Origin of the sequence: Streptomyces sp. NPDC055966 (genome assembly GCF_042269865.1) — a bacterium.
GTDB lineage: Bacteria > Actinomycetota > Actinomycetes > Streptomycetales > Streptomycetaceae > Streptomyces.
Genome location: NZ_JBHJYK010000001.1, coordinates 121495 through 136049, shown reverse-complemented (window position 1 = coordinate 136049; position 14555 = coordinate 121495). Strand labels below are relative to the sequence as shown.

General features: G+C 72.4%; 13 protein-coding genes. 5 read left to right on the top strand and 8 right to left on the bottom strand.

Features of this window, described 5'->3' with window-relative positions; genetic code table 11:
• Positions 1–2: 2 nt before the first annotated feature.
• Entirely contained in the window at positions 3–671 is a 669-nt protein-coding gene (locus ACFC8N_RS00635; RefSeq protein ID WP_376285085.1) for a class I SAM-dependent methyltransferase, read from the bottom strand.
• Between the two features lie 162 nt (positions 672–833).
• A complete protein-coding gene (locus ACFC8N_RS00630) occupies positions 834–2585 on the bottom strand; it encodes an MFS transporter (RefSeq protein ID WP_376285082.1) in 1752 nt (583 codons plus the stop codon).
• A 161-nt stretch (positions 2586–2746) separates the two neighbouring features.
• Here ACFC8N_RS00630 and ACFC8N_RS00625 point away from each other — a divergent pair, with 161 nt between their 5' ends.
• On the top strand, positions 2747–3934 hold the full coding sequence (locus ACFC8N_RS00625; RefSeq protein WP_376286226.1) for a lipid-transfer protein: 1188 nt from the start codon (positions 2747–2749) through the stop codon (positions 3932–3934).
• 458 nt (positions 3935–4392) lie between these two features.
• Here ACFC8N_RS00625 and ACFC8N_RS00620 read toward each other — a convergent pair whose 3' ends face one another.
• The gene (locus ACFC8N_RS00620; protein ID WP_362822208.1) at positions 4393–5034 is read right to left on the bottom strand and encodes a response regulator transcription factor; all 642 of its coding nucleotides are present in this window, start codon (positions 5032–5034) and stop codon (positions 4393–4395) included.
• Between the two features lie 218 nt (positions 5035–5252).
• Between ACFC8N_RS00620 and ACFC8N_RS00615 the strand changes: the two genes are divergently transcribed.
• Positions 5253–6815 (top strand): alpha-L-arabinofuranosidase B, encoded by a 1563-nt coding sequence (locus ACFC8N_RS00615; RefSeq protein ID WP_376285079.1) that lies wholly within the window; start codon positions 5253–5255, stop codon positions 6813–6815.
• Here the strand turns inward: ACFC8N_RS00615 and ACFC8N_RS00610 are convergent.
• Genes ACFC8N_RS00610 through ACFC8N_RS00600 form a run of 3 tightly spaced genes read right to left on the bottom strand, consistent with a single transcriptional unit; the run spans position 6793 to position 9775 of the window.
• Positions 6793–8094 carry a sensor histidine kinase gene (locus ACFC8N_RS00610; protein WP_362822210.1) on the bottom strand — a complete coding sequence of 434 codons (1302 nt, stop codon included), beginning with the start codon at positions 8092–8094 and terminating at the stop codon, positions 6793–6795. The two genes, ACFC8N_RS00615 and ACFC8N_RS00610, sit on opposite strands and share 23 nt — an antisense overlap.
• A gap of 32 nt (positions 8095–8126) precedes the next feature.
• Positions 8127–8843 carry an ABC transporter permease gene (locus ACFC8N_RS00605; protein ID WP_356030603.1) on the bottom strand — a complete coding sequence of 239 codons (717 nt, stop codon included), beginning with the start codon at positions 8841–8843 and terminating at the stop codon, positions 8127–8129.
• Positions 8843–9775 carry an ATP-binding cassette domain-containing protein gene (locus ACFC8N_RS00600; RefSeq protein ID WP_376285075.1) on the bottom strand — a complete coding sequence of 311 codons (933 nt, stop codon included), beginning with the start codon at positions 9773–9775 and terminating at the stop codon, positions 8843–8845. The genes ACFC8N_RS00605 and ACFC8N_RS00600 overlap by 1 nt, the downstream gene beginning before the upstream one ends.
• Positions 9776–10023: 248 nt before the next feature.
• Between ACFC8N_RS00600 and ACFC8N_RS00595 the strand changes: the two genes are divergently transcribed.
• Genes ACFC8N_RS00595 through ACFC8N_RS00585 form a run of 3 tightly spaced genes read left to right on the top strand, consistent with a single transcriptional unit; the run spans position 10024 to position 12954 of the window.
• Positions 10024–10884, top strand: a complete 861-nt coding sequence (locus tag ACFC8N_RS00595) for a MaoC/PaaZ C-terminal domain-containing protein (RefSeq protein WP_376285072.1) — start codon at positions 10024–10026, stop codon at positions 10882–10884.
• Positions 10885–10915: 31 nt separating this feature from the next.
• Positions 10916–12001 (top strand): Zn-dependent alcohol dehydrogenase, encoded by a 1086-nt coding sequence (locus ACFC8N_RS00590; RefSeq protein ID WP_376285069.1) that lies wholly within the window; start codon positions 10916–10918, stop codon positions 11999–12001.
• Between the two features lie 11 nt (positions 12002–12012).
• A complete protein-coding gene (locus ACFC8N_RS00585; RefSeq protein ID WP_376285065.1) occupies positions 12013–12954 on the top strand; it encodes a 3-oxoacyl-ACP reductase in 942 nt (313 codons plus the stop codon).
• Between the two features lie 58 nt (positions 12955–13012).
• Here the strand turns inward: ACFC8N_RS00585 and ACFC8N_RS00580 are convergent, their stop codons facing one another.
• Together ACFC8N_RS00580 and ACFC8N_RS00575 are read right to left on the bottom strand one after the other, a co-directional pair.
• Positions 13013–13171 (bottom strand): hypothetical protein, encoded by a 159-nt coding sequence (locus ACFC8N_RS00580; protein WP_356030611.1) that lies wholly within the window; start codon positions 13169–13171, stop codon positions 13013–13015.
• A 96-nt stretch (positions 13172–13267) separates the two neighbouring features.
• Entirely contained in the window at positions 13268–14539 is a 1272-nt protein-coding gene (locus ACFC8N_RS00575) for a hypothetical protein (protein ID WP_376285062.1), read from the bottom strand.
• Positions 14540–14555 lie beyond the last annotated feature (16 nt).

Genomic DNA, 14555 nt, shown 5'->3' with positions numbered 1-14555 from the left:
CCTCAGATCCCCGCGCGCGTTCGCCGCAGGACACGGAGCGAACCGGTGACGGAGATCTCCTCGAACGCCCCGGACGCGAGAGCCCTCAGGTACACGCGGTACGGCGCCTGCCCGGTGAACTCGTCCTCGGGCTCCGGGAAGACGTCGTGGATGACGAGGAGGCCCCCCTCGGCGACGTGCGGCGCCCAGCCCTCGTAGTCGGCGCTCGCGTGTTCGTCCGTATGGCCCCCGTCGATGAAGACGAGGCCGAGCGGGGAGTTCCAGACCGCCGCGATCTGCGGGGAACGGCCGACCAGGGCGACCACGTGCTCCTCCAGCCCGGCCCGGAACAGCGTGCGGCGGAAGGCGGGCAGCGTGTCCATCAGCCCGATCTCGGGGTCGACGGTCTCCGGGTCGTGGTAGTCCCAGCCCGGCTGCTGCTCTTCGCTGCCCCGGTGATGGTCGACGGTCAGCGCGCTGACCCCGGCCGCGCGGGCCGCGTCGGCGAGCAGCACGGTGGACCGCCCGCAGTACGTCCCGACCTCCAGCAACGGCAACCCCGCCCGCCCGGCCGCCACGGCCGCGGCATACAGCGCCAGCCCCTCGTCCACGGGCATGAACCCCTTGGCCGCCTCGAACGCGGCGAGGATCTCGGGTGCGGGGGCGGACACAGGGGCGGAGGCGGTTGACATGGGGAGCCTTCCGGTTCGTACGGCGTTTCCGACCGCCCATGCTGCCGCACTCCCGGTCACTGCGTGACAGGGGGTGCGTGCGGTGCCCCGTAAGGGGCGCGGGGAACTGCGCGATCAACCACGACGGCGGGTCTCCCGCGAACCGAACAGCCCCCCGGGCTCCTAGGCGTTCACAACCTCCCCCGGCAACGAGAGATCCAGATCGACAGCCAATTCCTCACCCGGGTGCGTGGCGGACGAAGCCCGCGGCCCATGGCCGGAGGCCTTCGCCGCCAGCACATACGCCCCCCGCTCCGGCACGGCCAGCGCATACGTGCCGTCGGAGCCGGACACCGTCGTCCCCGCCTGCCGCCCGCGCCGGTCGATCAGCGTGACCTTGGCCCGGGCGACCGGAACACCGGTGGCGTCGAGAACGCGCCCGCGGAAGCCGCGCAGCACCTCCTCGGCCCGCTCCAGCACCTCGTCCTCCTCACTGCTGGCCCGCAGCTGCGTGTGCTGCTGCGGGGCCGGCCGGTTGGCCTTCGGCAGGAACAGGGCGAGCAGCAGGCCCACGGCGACGGCGGCCGTGGCGATGAGGAAGGAGACCCGGAAGCCGTGCATGGTGGGGATCGCGAGTCCGCCGACGTTCTTCGCCGTGTTGGCCAGCACCATGCCGACGACGGCGCTCGACACCGATGTGCCGATGGAACGCATCAGCGTGTTCAGGCCGTTGGCCGCGCCGGTCTCCGAGGCGGGCACGGCGCCCACGATCAGTGCCGGCAGGGACGAGTACGCGAGACCGATGCCCGCGCCGAGGACGACGGACGTGACGATCGTCTGCCAGGCCGCGTCCATCAGGCCGAGGCCGCCGCCGTAGCCGATCGCGATGATCAGCAGGCCGAGGATGAGGGTGGTCTTCGGGCCGTAGCGCGCGGACAGGCGGGCGTACACCGGCGCGGTGAACATCATCGTCAGGCCCAGCGGGGCCACGCACAGGCCCGCGACGACCATGGACTGGCCGAGGCCGTAGCCGGTGGCCTTCGGCAGCTGGAGCAGCTGGGGCAGGACGAGCGAGACGACGTAGAACGCGACGCCGACCATGATCGACGCGAGGTTCGTGAAGAGCACGGCGGGGCGTGCGGTGGTGCGCAGGTCGACCAGCGGCGCCGCGCTGCGCAGTTCGAACAGGCCCCACAGGACGAGGACGACGACGGATGCGCCGAACAGGCCGAGCGTGGTGCCGGAGGACCAGCCCCAGTCGCTGCCCTTGGTGATGGGCAGCAGGAGCAGCACCAGACCGGCGGACAGGCCGAGCGCGCCGACCAGGTCGAAGGAGCCCTCGGCGCGCATCGGGGACTCGGGCACGGTGAGGAGGGTGAGGAGGATGGCGAGCACGCCGAGGCCGGCGGCGCCGTAGAAGAGGGCGTGCCAGTTCGTGTGCTGCGCGACCAGGGCGGCGGCGGGCAGCGCGAGGCCGCCGCCCACGCCTATGGAGGAGCTCATCAGGGCCATGGCCGAGCCGAGCTTCTCGCGCGGCAGCATGTCGCGCATCAGGCCGATGCCGAGGGGGATCGCGCCCATCGCGAAGCCCTGGAGCGTACGGCCGACGATCATGAGGAGCAGTTGGCTGGTGAACGCGCTGATCAGCGCGCCGACCACCATGATGGCGAGGCTGAGGACCAGCATCCGCCGCTTGCCGTACAGGTCGCCGAGGCGGCCCATGATCGGGGTGGCGACGGCACCGGAGAGCAGGGTCGAGGTCAGGACCCAGGTGGCGTTGCTGGGCGCGGTGCTCAGCAGCTGCGGCAGGTCCTTGATGACCGGCACGAGCAGCGTCTGCATCACCGCGACGACGATGCCCGCGAAGGCGAGCACCGGGACCACGGCCCCGCTCGCCTGCTTCGGCGGCGGCTGGTCGGTCGTCGTGTGGGTCATTGAGTGAGGCCTCCCGTGAACATAAGTGTCGGGTAAACCTCGTATGCACAGGCAACTATTCCGTTGCTTCGAGCCCCTAACGAATCCTTGACCCACCCATGGGTTTCTGACGTTGCGTCAAGTCTGGTGAGTTGATGGAACACGTTCTAGTCTTGCGTGCCGTGAAGGCCTATGTCGCCGGGGTCGGGATGACCAGGTTCGAGAAGCCCGAGACCCGTTCATGGCAGTACTGGGACATGGTGCGGGAAGCGGGCGAGGCGGCTCTCGCCGACGCCGGGATCGCCTATACGGATGTGGAACAGGTTCCCGTCGGCTACTGTTTCCAGCCCTCCACCGCCGGACAGCGCGCCGTGTACGAGCTGGGTCTCACCGGCGTCCCCGTCTACAACGTCAACAACAACTGCGCCACCGGCGCGACCGCCCTGATGCTCGCCCGGCAGCTCGTCGAGGGCGGTGCCTGCGACTGCGTCCTGGCCCTGGGCTTCGAGAAGATGAAGAAGGGCGCGCTGGGCGGCGGGGCGGACGGCGGCGACTTCGCGACGTCTCCGGTCGCCCGGCACTACGGCGTCATGGCCGCCCGGCACGGCTTCGAACCGGCCCCGCCGACCGCGCAGATCTTCGGCGACGCGGCCCGCGAGCACATGGAGCGGTACGGCACGACGCAGGCGCAGCTCGCCGCCGTCGCCGCCAAGAACCACCGGCACTCCGCGCACAACCCGTACGCGCAGTTCCGGGACGTGTACGAGGTGGCCGACATCCTGTCCGCCCGGACGGTGCACCGGCCGCTGACCAAGCTCCAGTGCTCGCCGACCTCGGACGGCGCGGCGGCCGCGGTGGTGGTGTCGCGGCGGTTCGCCGACGCGCGCGGGCTCACCGGGCTCGTGGAGATCACCGGACAGGCCATGGCCACGGACACCGAGGAGTCCTTCGCCTCCGGTTCCTGCATCGACGTCGTCGGACAGCCGATGTCGCGCGAGGCGGCGCGGCGGGCGTACGCGTTGTCCGGGCTCGGCATCGAGGACGTCGACGTGATCGAGCTGCACGACTGCTTCTCCGTCAACGAGCTGCTGACGTACGAGGCGCTCGGCATGTGCGAGGCGGGGGAGTCCGGGAAGCTGGTCGAGTCGGGCGCGACGACGTACGGCGGCCGCTGGGTGGTGAACCCCTCCGGCGGGCTGATCTCCAAGGGCCACCCGCTGGGCGCGACCGGCCTCGCCCAAACCGCCGAACTGGTCTGGCAGTTGCGCGGCCGGGCGGAGGAGCGGCAGGTGCCCGGTGCGCGGGTCGGACTCGCGCACAACATCGGCCTGGGCGGCGCGGCGGTGGTGACGCTGCTGCGGGGGGTGTGAGGGACACACCGAAGAAGCGGTCCGACGGGGGCGCCCGGCGGGACCGCTCGGCGGATGTCGTCTGGTGGGGGCAGTCCGATGGCGCCGCCCGGCGGAGGCCGTCCGATGTGGGCGCCCGGTGGGGGCAGTCTGGCGGAGGCCGCCCGGTGGGGGCAGTCCGATGGCCCCGCCTGGCGGGGCCGCCTGGCGGGGCCGACCGGTGGAGGGCGTCCGCTGGAGGCGGTCCGGGGAGGCAGTCCGATGGCGCCGCCCGGTGGCGGCTGTCCGGTGGAGGCCGTCCGATGTGGGTGCCCGGTGGGGGCAGTCTGGCGGAGGCCGCTCGGTGGGGGCAGTCCGATGGCGCCGCCCGGCGGGGTCGCCCGATGGGGGCAGTCTGATGGAGGCCGTCCGCTCGGGGCTGTCCGGTGGGGTCGCCCCGCGGAGGCCGTCTGCTGGAATCCGTACGATGCCCGCGCGGCTCAGAGCCACCCCTGTTGTCGGGCCTCCCGTACTGCCTCCGCTCGGTTCCGGGTGGAGGTCTTGCCGATCGCCGAGGACAGGTAGTTGCGGACGGTGGACTCGGACAGATGCAGTCGGCCGGCGATGTCGGCGACCGTCGCCCCGTCCACCGACGCCTTCAGCACGTCGCGCTCCCGGGCCGTCAGCGGGCTCGGCCCGGCGCTGAGCGCGGCGGCGGCCAGCGCGGGATCGACCACGGTCTCGCCCGTGAGCACCCGCCGGATCGCCGCGGCCAGGTCCTCCACGGGCCCGTCCTTGACGAGGAACCCGGCCGCCCCGGCCTCCATGGCCCGGCGCAGATAGCCGGGCCGGCCGAAGGTGGTGAGGATCAGCACCCGGCAGTCGGGCGCCTGCTCGCGCAGCTCCGCCGCCGCGTCCAGCCCGCTCGCGCCCGGGAGTTCGATGTCCAGCAGGGCCACGTCCGGCCGGTGCAGCAGCGCCTCCTCGACGATCGCGTCACCCCGGGCGACCTGGGCGACGACCTCGATGTCGTCCTCCATGCCGAGCAGCAGCGCGAGGGCCCCGCGCATCATCCCCTGGTCCTCGGCCAGCAGCACCCGGATGCACGTGGCGGGTCTGCCGTCCCGGGGCATCTCGTTCATGGGCTCAGCCTACGGCCACCGGGGCGCACGGGCCGTCGGCAAAGAATCCGGTTGATTCGGTGCGGCGGGGGTTGACGGCCGCCAGTGGCGTGAAAACAATCGCCTCTGCATTTCTGAAATCGCCCCCGAAATTCGGCAGTTGAATAGGTTCGTCATTTCGATCGAACGTTGTCCGAGATTCCGAACGAGCCGCTGCCCCACACGAACCGAGGTACACCTTGCTCCCCGGAACCCCCCGCTCAGGGCGCCTGAGAAGCGCCGTCCTCTCCCTGCTCGCCGTCTGCGCCACCGTCGCCGCGCTGCTCCTCGGCACCGGCGCGCCCCAGGCGGCCGCCGCGAGTTCGCTGCCCTGTGACGTCTACGCCGCCGCGGGCACCCCCTGCGTCGCCGCGCACAGCATGGTCCGGGCGCTGTACTCCTCGTACAACGGCTCGCTGTACCAGGTGCAGCGGGCCTCGGACGGCGCCACGAAGAACATCGGGCCGCTCTCCGCCGGCGGCTACGCCGACTCCGCCGCCCAGGACTCCTTCTGCTCCGGCACGACCTGCGTCGTCACCCGGATCTACGACCAGTCCGCCCGCCACAACGACCTCACGGTCGAGGGCGCGGGCGGGGCCGGCAAGGCCGACGTCGGGGCGCCCGCGGACGCGCTGCCGGTGACCGTCGGCGGCCACCAGGTGTACGGCCTGGAGATCTCCGCCGGCATGGGCTACCGCAACGACGCCACCTCGGGCGTCGCCACCAACGGCGCCGCCGAGGGGATGTACATGGTGACCTCCGGCACCCACGTCAACGGCTCCTGCTGCTTCGACTACGGCAACGCCGAGACGAACAACAAGGACACCGGCAACGGGCACATGGACGCCATCAACTTCGGCACCGAGTGCTGGTTCTCCCCGTGCTACGGCTCCGGACCCTGGGTGCAGGCCGACCTGGAGAACGGGCTGTTCCAGTCCGACGCCGGATACAGCAAGAACTCCTCCGACACCGGCACGGGCGCGCTGCCGTTCGTGACCGCGCTGCTGAAGAACAACGGGCAGAACCATTTCGCGCTTAAATGGGGGAATGCGCAATCAGGTGGACTCACGACCACCTATTCCGGCGGTGAGCCGACCACGAGCGGATACTCGCCGATGCACCAGGAGGGCGCGATCGTCCTCGGCACCGGCGGCGACAACAGCAACGGCTCCATCGGGTCCTTCTTCGAGGGCGTGATGACCTCCGGCATCCCGACGGACGCCGCCGACAACTCCGTGCAGTCGAACATCGTCTCCGTCGGCTACGGCGCCGCGACCGGCAGCGCCGGCACGCTGAACGCCGGCTCGGAGATCTCCCTGCGCGCGACCACGTCCTGCTGCACCAGCGACTACGTCCGCCACCAGAACGACGCGGGCGTGCTGTCGTCCATCACCTCGGCCAGCTCCGCCCTCGACAAGAACGACGCCACCTGGATCGTCCGCGAGGGCCTCGCCGACAGTTCCTGCGTCTCCTTCGAGTCGCGCAACTACCCCGGCGACTTCCTGCGCCACTCCGACTTCAAGCTCTACCGGCAACCCATGGACGGCACCGCCCAGTTCCGGCAGGACGCCACCTTCTGCCCACAGGCCGGCAAGAGCGGCACCGGCACCTCGTTCGCCTCGTACAACTACCCGACGAGGTACCTGCGCCACTACGACTACAACCTCTACATAGCGAGCGACGGCGGGTCCAACGCCTTCGACAGCAGCACCTCCTGGACCGACGACGTGAGCTGGGCCGTCAGTACGCCCTGGGCGCCGTAACCACGAAGTCCGACGACTCCGCCGACTCCGCTGATTCCACCGGGAGTTCGGCGGTGACCGTGAAGCCGCCGCGCGGCGACGGGCCGGCCGTCAGGGAGCCGCCCGCCGCCGCGAGGCGCTCGGTCAGCCCCTTCAGGCCGGTGCCGCCGATGCCCTGCTGGGGCCTGCTGACCGGCTTGCCGGTGCCGTTGTCGGTGACGGCGAGCCGGGCCTGTTCGGCGCCGCTCTCCACGGTGATCTCGCAGCGGCTCGCGTCGCTGTGCCGGACCACGTTGGTCACCGCCTCGCGCACCACCCAGCCGAGCAGCGCCTCGGTCTGCGGGGCGAGCGGCACCCCGGACTGGCGGACCTGCGGCTCGATGCTCGCCGCGGACAGCGCCGAGCGGGCCCGGGTCAGCTCGGTGGCGAGGCTTCCCTCCCGGTAGCCGGTCACCGCCTCGCGGATCTCGGTGAGCGCCTGCCGGCCCACCGACTCGATGTCCGCGATCTGGCCCAGCGCCGCGTCCATGTCGCGCGGGGCCAGCCGCCGGGCCGCCTCCGACTTCACCACGATCACCGACAGCGTGTGCCCGAGCAGATCGTGCAGGTCCCGCGAGAACCGCATCCGCTCCTTCTCCACCGCGCGCCGGGCCAACTCCTCGCGCGCGGCCCGCAGTTCCCGCACCGCCTCGGACAGGCCGAGGATCGCGGCGGTCACCATGCTGGAGAGGAACGTGGCGTAGGCGATGTTGACCGCGTCCGAGCCCTCGTGGACTCCGGAGATCGCGCCCGCGTACGCGGCCAGCAGGATGCCCGTCCGGCCCAGCCACGGGCCGCGCAGCGTCGCCCCCGTCGCAAGGCCCAGCAGGGGGAAGAACATCAGCCAGTTGCCGCCGTAGCCGAGGGCCAGGCCCGTGGTCAGCAGGACCATGATCGCCAGCGCCACCCGGGTGGAGACCGCCTCGCGCTTCTCACGGTGGAAGGAGCGGAAGGTGACGTAGACGTACAGCGAGTTGAAGAGCAGCAGGCCCAGGCCGCCGATCAGCGGGTTCGGGGTCTTGCCCTGGAGGAGGTTGGAGAAGGAGCCCATCCCCATCAGCAGCCAGGGCAGCAGTGCGTAGCCGGTGGGCGGCGGGCCCGGGTGGTCGACGGCCGGGGACTTGCCCGTCTTCCTGGCGGCGCGCGCCGCGGCGGTGAAGCGCTTGTGGTCGGCCTTCCAGCGGTCGCGCTCCGCCCTCCATTCGAGCCGCGTCGCCTGCCAGGAGCGTGCCCGGCATTGAATTCCCCGTATCAACGACATCCAGGACTTCCACGACATATCAGATTCCCCCGTCAGACCGTGCCCGCCCCGCGGCGGTACGACAGCACAGCGTACGAACCGAAAAGTCCCAGCCATGCCGTCAGCACGATGATGGCACCGGTTCCCGGGGCGCGCCCCTCCGCGACGGCGGTGCCCAGCTGGGCGAACCGGTGGGTGGGGGTGTACGCCGACACGGCGCGCAGCCAGCCGGGGAAGAGGCTGACGGGGAACCACAGCCCGCCGAGCACCGAGAGCCCCAGACCGCACAGCATGTTCGCCACACCCGTGGCGGGCCCGGTCAGCCGGTAGCCGTTGCCGAGGCCGAGCAGGGTGAACGGCAGCGAGCCGAACCACAGCAGCAGCACGATCGCCGCCCACTGCCACACGGCCAGCCGCACCCCGTTGACCAGCCCGCCCGCCGCCAGCACGGCGAGGATCGCGGGCAGCACGGTCACCGCGCCGGTCAGGGTCCGCCCGGTCACCACCTCGCGCGGGGTCATCGGGGTCACGCGCAACTGCCGCAGCCAGCCGACGGCGCGGTCCTCGGCCACCGCGCTTCCGGTGTTGAGGGCCGAGCCGACGGCGCCGTAGGCGGCCATGCCGACCATCGACGCCGCCTTCCAACTCCCGTCGCTCTGGCCGATGTTCGTGAACAGCAGGTACATCAGCACGGGCATGGCGATGCCGCCGATGACGAAGCCGGGGTCGCGGAGGGTGCGGCGGGTTTCCAGACGTACGTAGGCGAGCATCAGCGGGGCTCCAGGTCGTGGGAGTCGGGTACGGTCCGGGGGCCGGTCAGCGTCAGGAACGCGTCGTCCAGGGACGCCGGTGCCACCTCCAGCCCCCGTATCGCCCCCAGTTCCGCCAGCGCGATCACCGTGGCGTCCGAGTCGTCCGTGCGCAGCCGCGCCCGCTCGCCCCGCACCTCCACCGAGCGGACCCCGGGCAGCAGGGCCAGTCCCTCCGGGTCGCGGCCCGCCAGGTCGAGCGAGACCAGGTTGCCGCCCGCCGCGCGGCGCAGTTCCTCGCCGGTGCCGTCGGCGACGATCCGGCCCCGGTCGATGATCAGGATCCGGTCGGCGTGGGCGTCGGCCTCCTCCAGGTAGTGCGTGGAGAACAGCACGGTGTGGCCGTGCCGGGCGTAGTCGCGCATGGAGTCCCAGAAGGCGTGCCGGGCCTCCACGTCGAGCGCCGCCGTCGGCTCGTCCAGCACCAGCAGCGCAGGGTCCCCGGCCAGCGCGACCGCGAACCGCACCCGCTGCACCTGCCCGCCGGACAGCCGGTCCACGCGCCGCCCGGCCAGGCCGGCGATGCCGGCCAGCTCCAGCGCCCGGCCCGCCGGCATCGGCGCCGGATAGCGGGAGGCGACGAACGCGACCAGCTCCCCGACCGTGACCCGGGGTACCGGGCGCGCCTCCTGGAGCATCGCGCCCACCCGTCCCGCGCGCACCGAGCGCTCGGGCGGCGCGCCGAACAGCTCCACGGCGCCCGCGTCGGGCTCGTACAGCCCGAGCAGCAGCCCGATCGTGGTCGACTTGCCGGCGCCGTTGCGGCCCAGCAGGGCCACGGTCTCGCCGGGCGCGATGTCCAGGTCGACGCCGTCCACGGCGCGGACCTCGCCGTACGCCTTGACCGCCCCCGTGAAGGAGACGGCCCCTCCTCGTTGCCCCCGTTGTGTCATGGGTACGACGGTACGAGGCCAGACCCGGCCTCCGGCAGATGCGCATGTACGGACTCGGGCAGTACAAATGTCACTGCCGACGAGATCTGACACGACGTCAGGAGCCTTCACAAGTGCGGAGTGCTCGGCTATACAAGGGGCGCCGGACTGGAACGCGTTCTAGATCGGCCCGTAGCGACCTCGGTGCGGCCGACGGTGCGGACGGCCGTGCCGGGGTCTTTCACCGCGCAGCCCATGTCAGGAGCCGTATGCCCATCGACGCAGCGTTGGCCCTCGCCGCCGAACCCCGGACCGGCGAGATCACCTGGGACCACAAGGACGTCCAGCTCTACCACCTCGGCATCGGCGCCGGCGTCCCCGCCACCGATCCCGGCGAGCTGCGCTACACCCTGGAGTCCCGGCTGCACGTCCTGCCCAGCTTCGCCACCGTCGCGGGCGCCGGCTCGCCCGGCGTGATCGGCGGTCTGTCCATGCCGGGCGTGGAGGTCGACCTCGCCAAGGTGCTGCACGGCGGGCAGCGCCTGGAGATCCACCGCCCGATCCCCACCCGGGGCACCGCCACCGCCACCTCCCGCATCGCCGCCGTGTACGACAAGGGCAAGGCGGCCGTCCTCGTCATGCGCACCGAGGTCGCCGACGCCGACGGCCCGCTGTGGACCAACGACGCCCAGATCTTCGTACGGGGAGAAGGCGGGTGGGGCGGCGACCGCGGCCCGGGCACACGCCTCGACCCGCCCGCCGGAGAGCCCGACCGGACCGTCGAACGGGCCGTCCGCGAGGACCAGGCGCTGCTCTACCGCCTGAGCGGCGACCGGAACCCGCTGCACGCCGACCCCGACTTCGCCAAGCGCGCCGGATTCGACCGGCCCATCCTGCACGGGCTGTGCACCTACGGCATCACGCTCAAGGCGGTCGTCGACACGCTGCTCGGCGGGGACGTGAGCCGGGTGCGGTCCTACACCACCCGGTTCACCGGAGTCGTCTTCCCGGGCGAGACCCTGCGCATCCGCATGTGGCAGGAGGGGGGGAACGCCGTCCGGGTGGCCGTGAGCGCGATCGAGCGGGACGACGCGCCCGTCCTCGCCGACACCATCGTCCAACACTCCTGATCCAGGCTGTAGTCGAGGGGAGAGCCGCACCATGCGCGCAGCCGTACTGCACGAGATCGGCCAGGAAAAGCTCGACGTCGTCGATGACGTCGAGGCCGTGGGCTTCGGGCCCGGCAAGGTCAGGGTCCGGGTGCGCGCCACCGGACTGTGCCACTCGGACCTGTCCGCGATGAGCGGGGTGCTGCCGCAGCCCGCGCCGTTCGTACCCGGCCACGAGGGCGCGGGCGAGATCCTCGAAGTCGGCGAGAACGTACGGAACATGAAACCCGGTGACCGGGTCGTGCTCTGCTGGCTGCCCGCCTGCGGCGCCTGTGCCGCCTGCAAGCGCGGCCAGACCCAGCTGTGCCTGGCCGGGTTCATGAACGCCGGTACCCCCAACTTCAGGCGCGCCAGCGGCAGTTCCTCCGACGTGTTCGGCTTCGCGGGCACCGGCACCTTCGCCGAGGAGGTCGTGGTCGACGCGGGCTGCGCCGTGCCCATCCCCGAGGACGTGCCCTTCGACATCGCCGCCCTGATCGGCTGCGGGGTCACCACCGGACTCGGCGCCGCCCTCAACACCGCCGATGTGCAGGCCGGTTCGTCGGTCGCCGTCATCGGCTGCGGAGGCGTCGGCATCTCGGCGGTGCAGGGCGCGCGGCTGAAGGGCGCGGCCGAGATCGTCGCCGTGGACCCGGTCGCCTCCCGCCGCGAGGCCGCCCTCCGGTTCGGCGCCACGAAGGCCGTCCCGCCCGACGGACTGGCCGACGCCAAGCAGCGGATCACCGGCGGCGAGGGCTTCGACTACGTCTTCGAGGTCGTCGGCCGCTCCGCCACCGCCCGCACCGCCTACGAGAACACCCGGCGCGGCGGCACCCTCGTCGTGGTCGGGGCGGGCGCCATGGACGACTTCCTCCAGCTCAACATGTTCGAGCTGTTCTTCGACGAGAAGCGCATCCTGCCGTCCATGTACGGCGGCGGGGACGTGCTGCGCTCCTACGAGCGCGCGATCGCCCTGTGGCGGGCCGGCCGGATCGATCTGGCGGGCCTGATCACCCACCGGGTGCCGCTGGCCGAGATCAACGAGGCCCTGGACCAGATGCGTACCGGGACCGCCCTGCGCACGTGCATCGAGATCTGAGGGCGCCGGCCATGACACTGCCACTGGAGGGGATGTCCGCGATCGTCACCGGCGCCGGGCGCGGCCTCGGCCGGGCCGAGGCACTCGAACTCGCCCGGCTCGGCGCGGCCGTCGTGGTCAACGACTACGGGCAGCCCGGCCGGGACGGCTCGGGGCAGGCGTCGGCCGGGCCCGCCGAGGAGGTGGCGCGGGAGATCCGCGCGGCCGGCGGCACGGCGCTCGCCCACACCGGGGACGTCGCCGACTTCCGACAGGCCGCGGAACTGGTCGAGTCGGCGATCGGCGCGTACGGCAAGCTCGACATCCTCGTCAACAACGCGGGCATCCTGCGCGACCGCATGGTCTTCTCCATGACCGAGGACGAGTGGGACCCGGTGATCCGGGTCCACCTCAAGGGCCACTTCAACACCACCCACTTCGCCGCCGCGCACTGGCGGGAGCGGTCCAAGGCGGCCGGCGGCGGGAAGGTCTACGGCCGGATCGTGAACACCTCCTCGGAAGCGTTCCTCGCCGGCTCCGCGGGCCAGCCCAACTACGCGGCCGCGAAGGGCGGAATCGTCGGCCTGACCACCTCGACCGCCCTGGCCCTCGCCAAGTACGGCGTCACGGCCAACGCGATCTGCCCGCGCGCCCGGACCCGGATGACCGAGGACGTCTTCGCGGGCTTCCAGCAGCCGGAGGAGGGCCTGGACCCGCTGGCCCCCGAGCACGTCGCCCCGCTCGTCGGCTATCTGGCCGCACCGGCCGCCGCGGGGATCAACGGCCAGTTGCTCGTCGTCCACGGCGGCATGGTCGCGATCGTCGAACGGCCGCGGGTGCAGGCCAAGTTCGACAGCAAGCAGGAGACGTTCACGTACGACGAACTCGACGCGCTGCTCACCCCGCACTACGCGCAGCGGCCGCCGGGGGAGACGTTCGCGGCGGCGGAGGTGCTGGGGCTGAAACGGGGGTAGGGACAGCGGAAATGGAAAGGGGCGCCCGCCGGGCGGGCGCCCCTTGTGCCACGTACCGTCAGGCAGCTGCCTCGGCGGTCTCCACGGTCGGCTTGCGGTGCTTGCCGTGCGGAGCCGCCTCATTGTCCTGGGCCGCTACCGGGCCCCGGTGCCGACCGTGACCGTCTGTTTCCAGAGAGCCGGCAGACAGCTGCTCGGTGGTGCTGGTGTCGCTCATCGGAAGAATTCACCCCGTCAACATGATCTTTCGTACAGCCCGGCGAGTGTAACCGGCACACCACCGGCCGAATCCAGGCGCACACGCCAACCGGCACTAGTTCGTTACAAGACGTCCGAGCGGCGCCTGCTGCAACGGCACCGGACGCGCCACCACCGGCTGCGGAACCACCGGGGCCGCGGGCTCCACGGGATCCGGAGGATCCGGTTCCGCCGGCCGCCGTGGCGCCTCGGGCGCCCCGTCGGCCGTGCCGTCCCGGCCCGGACCCTCCGGACCCGCCTCCCCCGAGCCCCCCGTCTCCCCCGCGGCCACGGTGGTACCGCCTGCCACGGCCGCCTCCCCCCAGGGCACCGTCGGCTCCGCCACGCCGCAGGGAGTCTCCCGCGTGGCGTACGGCAGCCGCAGCACCCCGTCCGGCGTCCACAGCCCGGTGCCGGTCAGCCACCCCTCGGGCGCCGGGAGGTGGTTCACCCGCCGCCCGGCCGGCCGCCAGGCGCCCACCCAGCTGCCGAGCGGGCCGTCGATCCGCAGCGCCACCGCGCAGTTCTCCGGCGTCAGCACCTGCCCCGGCTGGATCGCGAACGGCGTCACCACGCAGTCGGGCATCCGCAGGGACTCCGGGAAGCGCACCGGCAGCGTGCTGCCGAGCACGCCCCAGCCCAGCCGCTCCCGCCCGGGCGAGGGCGCGTCGGAGGAGAGGAGCAGCAGTCCGCTGTCGGGGTCGGCGAGCAGCAGCCGGTCGTGGCTGCCGGCCGCGATCTGGAGCAGGGGCGAGACTTCGGCGCGCGCCAGGTCCACCACGACCGTCTTCACCGGGCCGCCGGCCGGCCGCCGGTCGAGGGCCAGCATCCGCCCGGCACGGTCCAGCCACACCCCGCCCGAACAACGCCCCGGCACCTCGGCCAGCCGCTCCGGACCGAAGGCCCCGCCCGCCACCAGCCAGACCGTGCTGGAGTGCGGACCGGCGGCGAGGGCGTACGCGCGCGTGCCCCCCGGCGCGGGCGGCAGCAGCGTGAGCCGGGTGCCGGGCTCGGTGCACTCCACCGCGCCCAGCGGCAGCTCACCGGTGCCGGGGCCGGTCGGATAGAGCAGCGAGAAGGCGTGCCGCCGCTCGATCAGCCGGTGGATCAGCACCCGGCCGTCGGCGAGCGGCTGCACCTCGGTGCCCGGCTCCTCCGGCTGGTCGCCGGGCAGCGGCACCGCGTACGGCTCCGGGCCGTCCAGCGTCCAGCGCTCCGGGAACCAGCAGTCCCCGGCCGGCGCGAGCCGGGCGGCGTACGCCCCGTCCGCCGTGAGAGCGCAGCCGCTCCCCCCGGCGTCCGCGCCGGGACCGCCGGTATGGGGTGGTTCGATCGCACAGGCCGTCATCGTTCGGTCACCTCCG

Excerpts from the sequence above, each read along its gene's own strand:
- ACFC8N_RS00635 (WP_376285085.1), bottom strand. The coding sequence starts at position 671 with ATGTCAACCGCCTCCGCCCCTGTGTCCGCCCCCGCACCCGAGATCCTC.
- ACFC8N_RS00630 (WP_376285082.1), bottom strand. The coding sequence starts at position 2,585 with ATGACCCACACGACGACCGACCAGCCGCCGCCGAAGCAGGCGAGCGGG.
- ACFC8N_RS00620 (WP_362822208.1), bottom strand. The coding sequence starts at position 5,034 with ATGAACGAGATGCCCCGGGACGGCAGACCCGCCACGTGCATCCGGGTG.
- ACFC8N_RS00610 (WP_362822210.1), bottom strand. The coding sequence starts at position 8,094 with ATGTCGTTGATACGGGGAATTCAATGCCGGGCACGCTCCTGGCAGGCG.
- ACFC8N_RS00605 (WP_356030603.1), bottom strand. The coding sequence starts at position 8,843 with ATGCTCGCCTACGTACGTCTGGAAACCCGCCGCACCCTCCGCGACCCC.
- ACFC8N_RS00600 (WP_376285075.1), bottom strand. The coding sequence starts at position 9,775 with ATGACACAACGGGGGCAACGAGGAGGGGCCGTCTCCTTCACGGGGGCG.
- ACFC8N_RS00595 (WP_376285072.1), top strand. The coding sequence starts at position 10,024 with ATGCCCATCGACGCAGCGTTGGCCCTCGCCGCCGAACCCCGGACCGGC.
- ACFC8N_RS00590 (WP_376285069.1), top strand. The coding sequence starts at position 10,916 with ATGCGCGCAGCCGTACTGCACGAGATCGGCCAGGAAAAGCTCGACGTC.
- ACFC8N_RS00585 (WP_376285065.1), top strand. The coding sequence starts at position 12,013 with ATGACACTGCCACTGGAGGGGATGTCCGCGATCGTCACCGGCGCCGGG.
- ACFC8N_RS00580 (WP_356030611.1), bottom strand. The coding sequence starts at position 13,171 with ATGAGCGACACCAGCACCACCGAGCAGCTGTCTGCCGGCTCTCTGGAA.
- ACFC8N_RS00575 (WP_376285062.1), bottom strand. The coding sequence starts at position 14,539 with ATGACGGCCTGTGCGATCGAACCACCCCATACCGGCGGTCCCGGCGCG.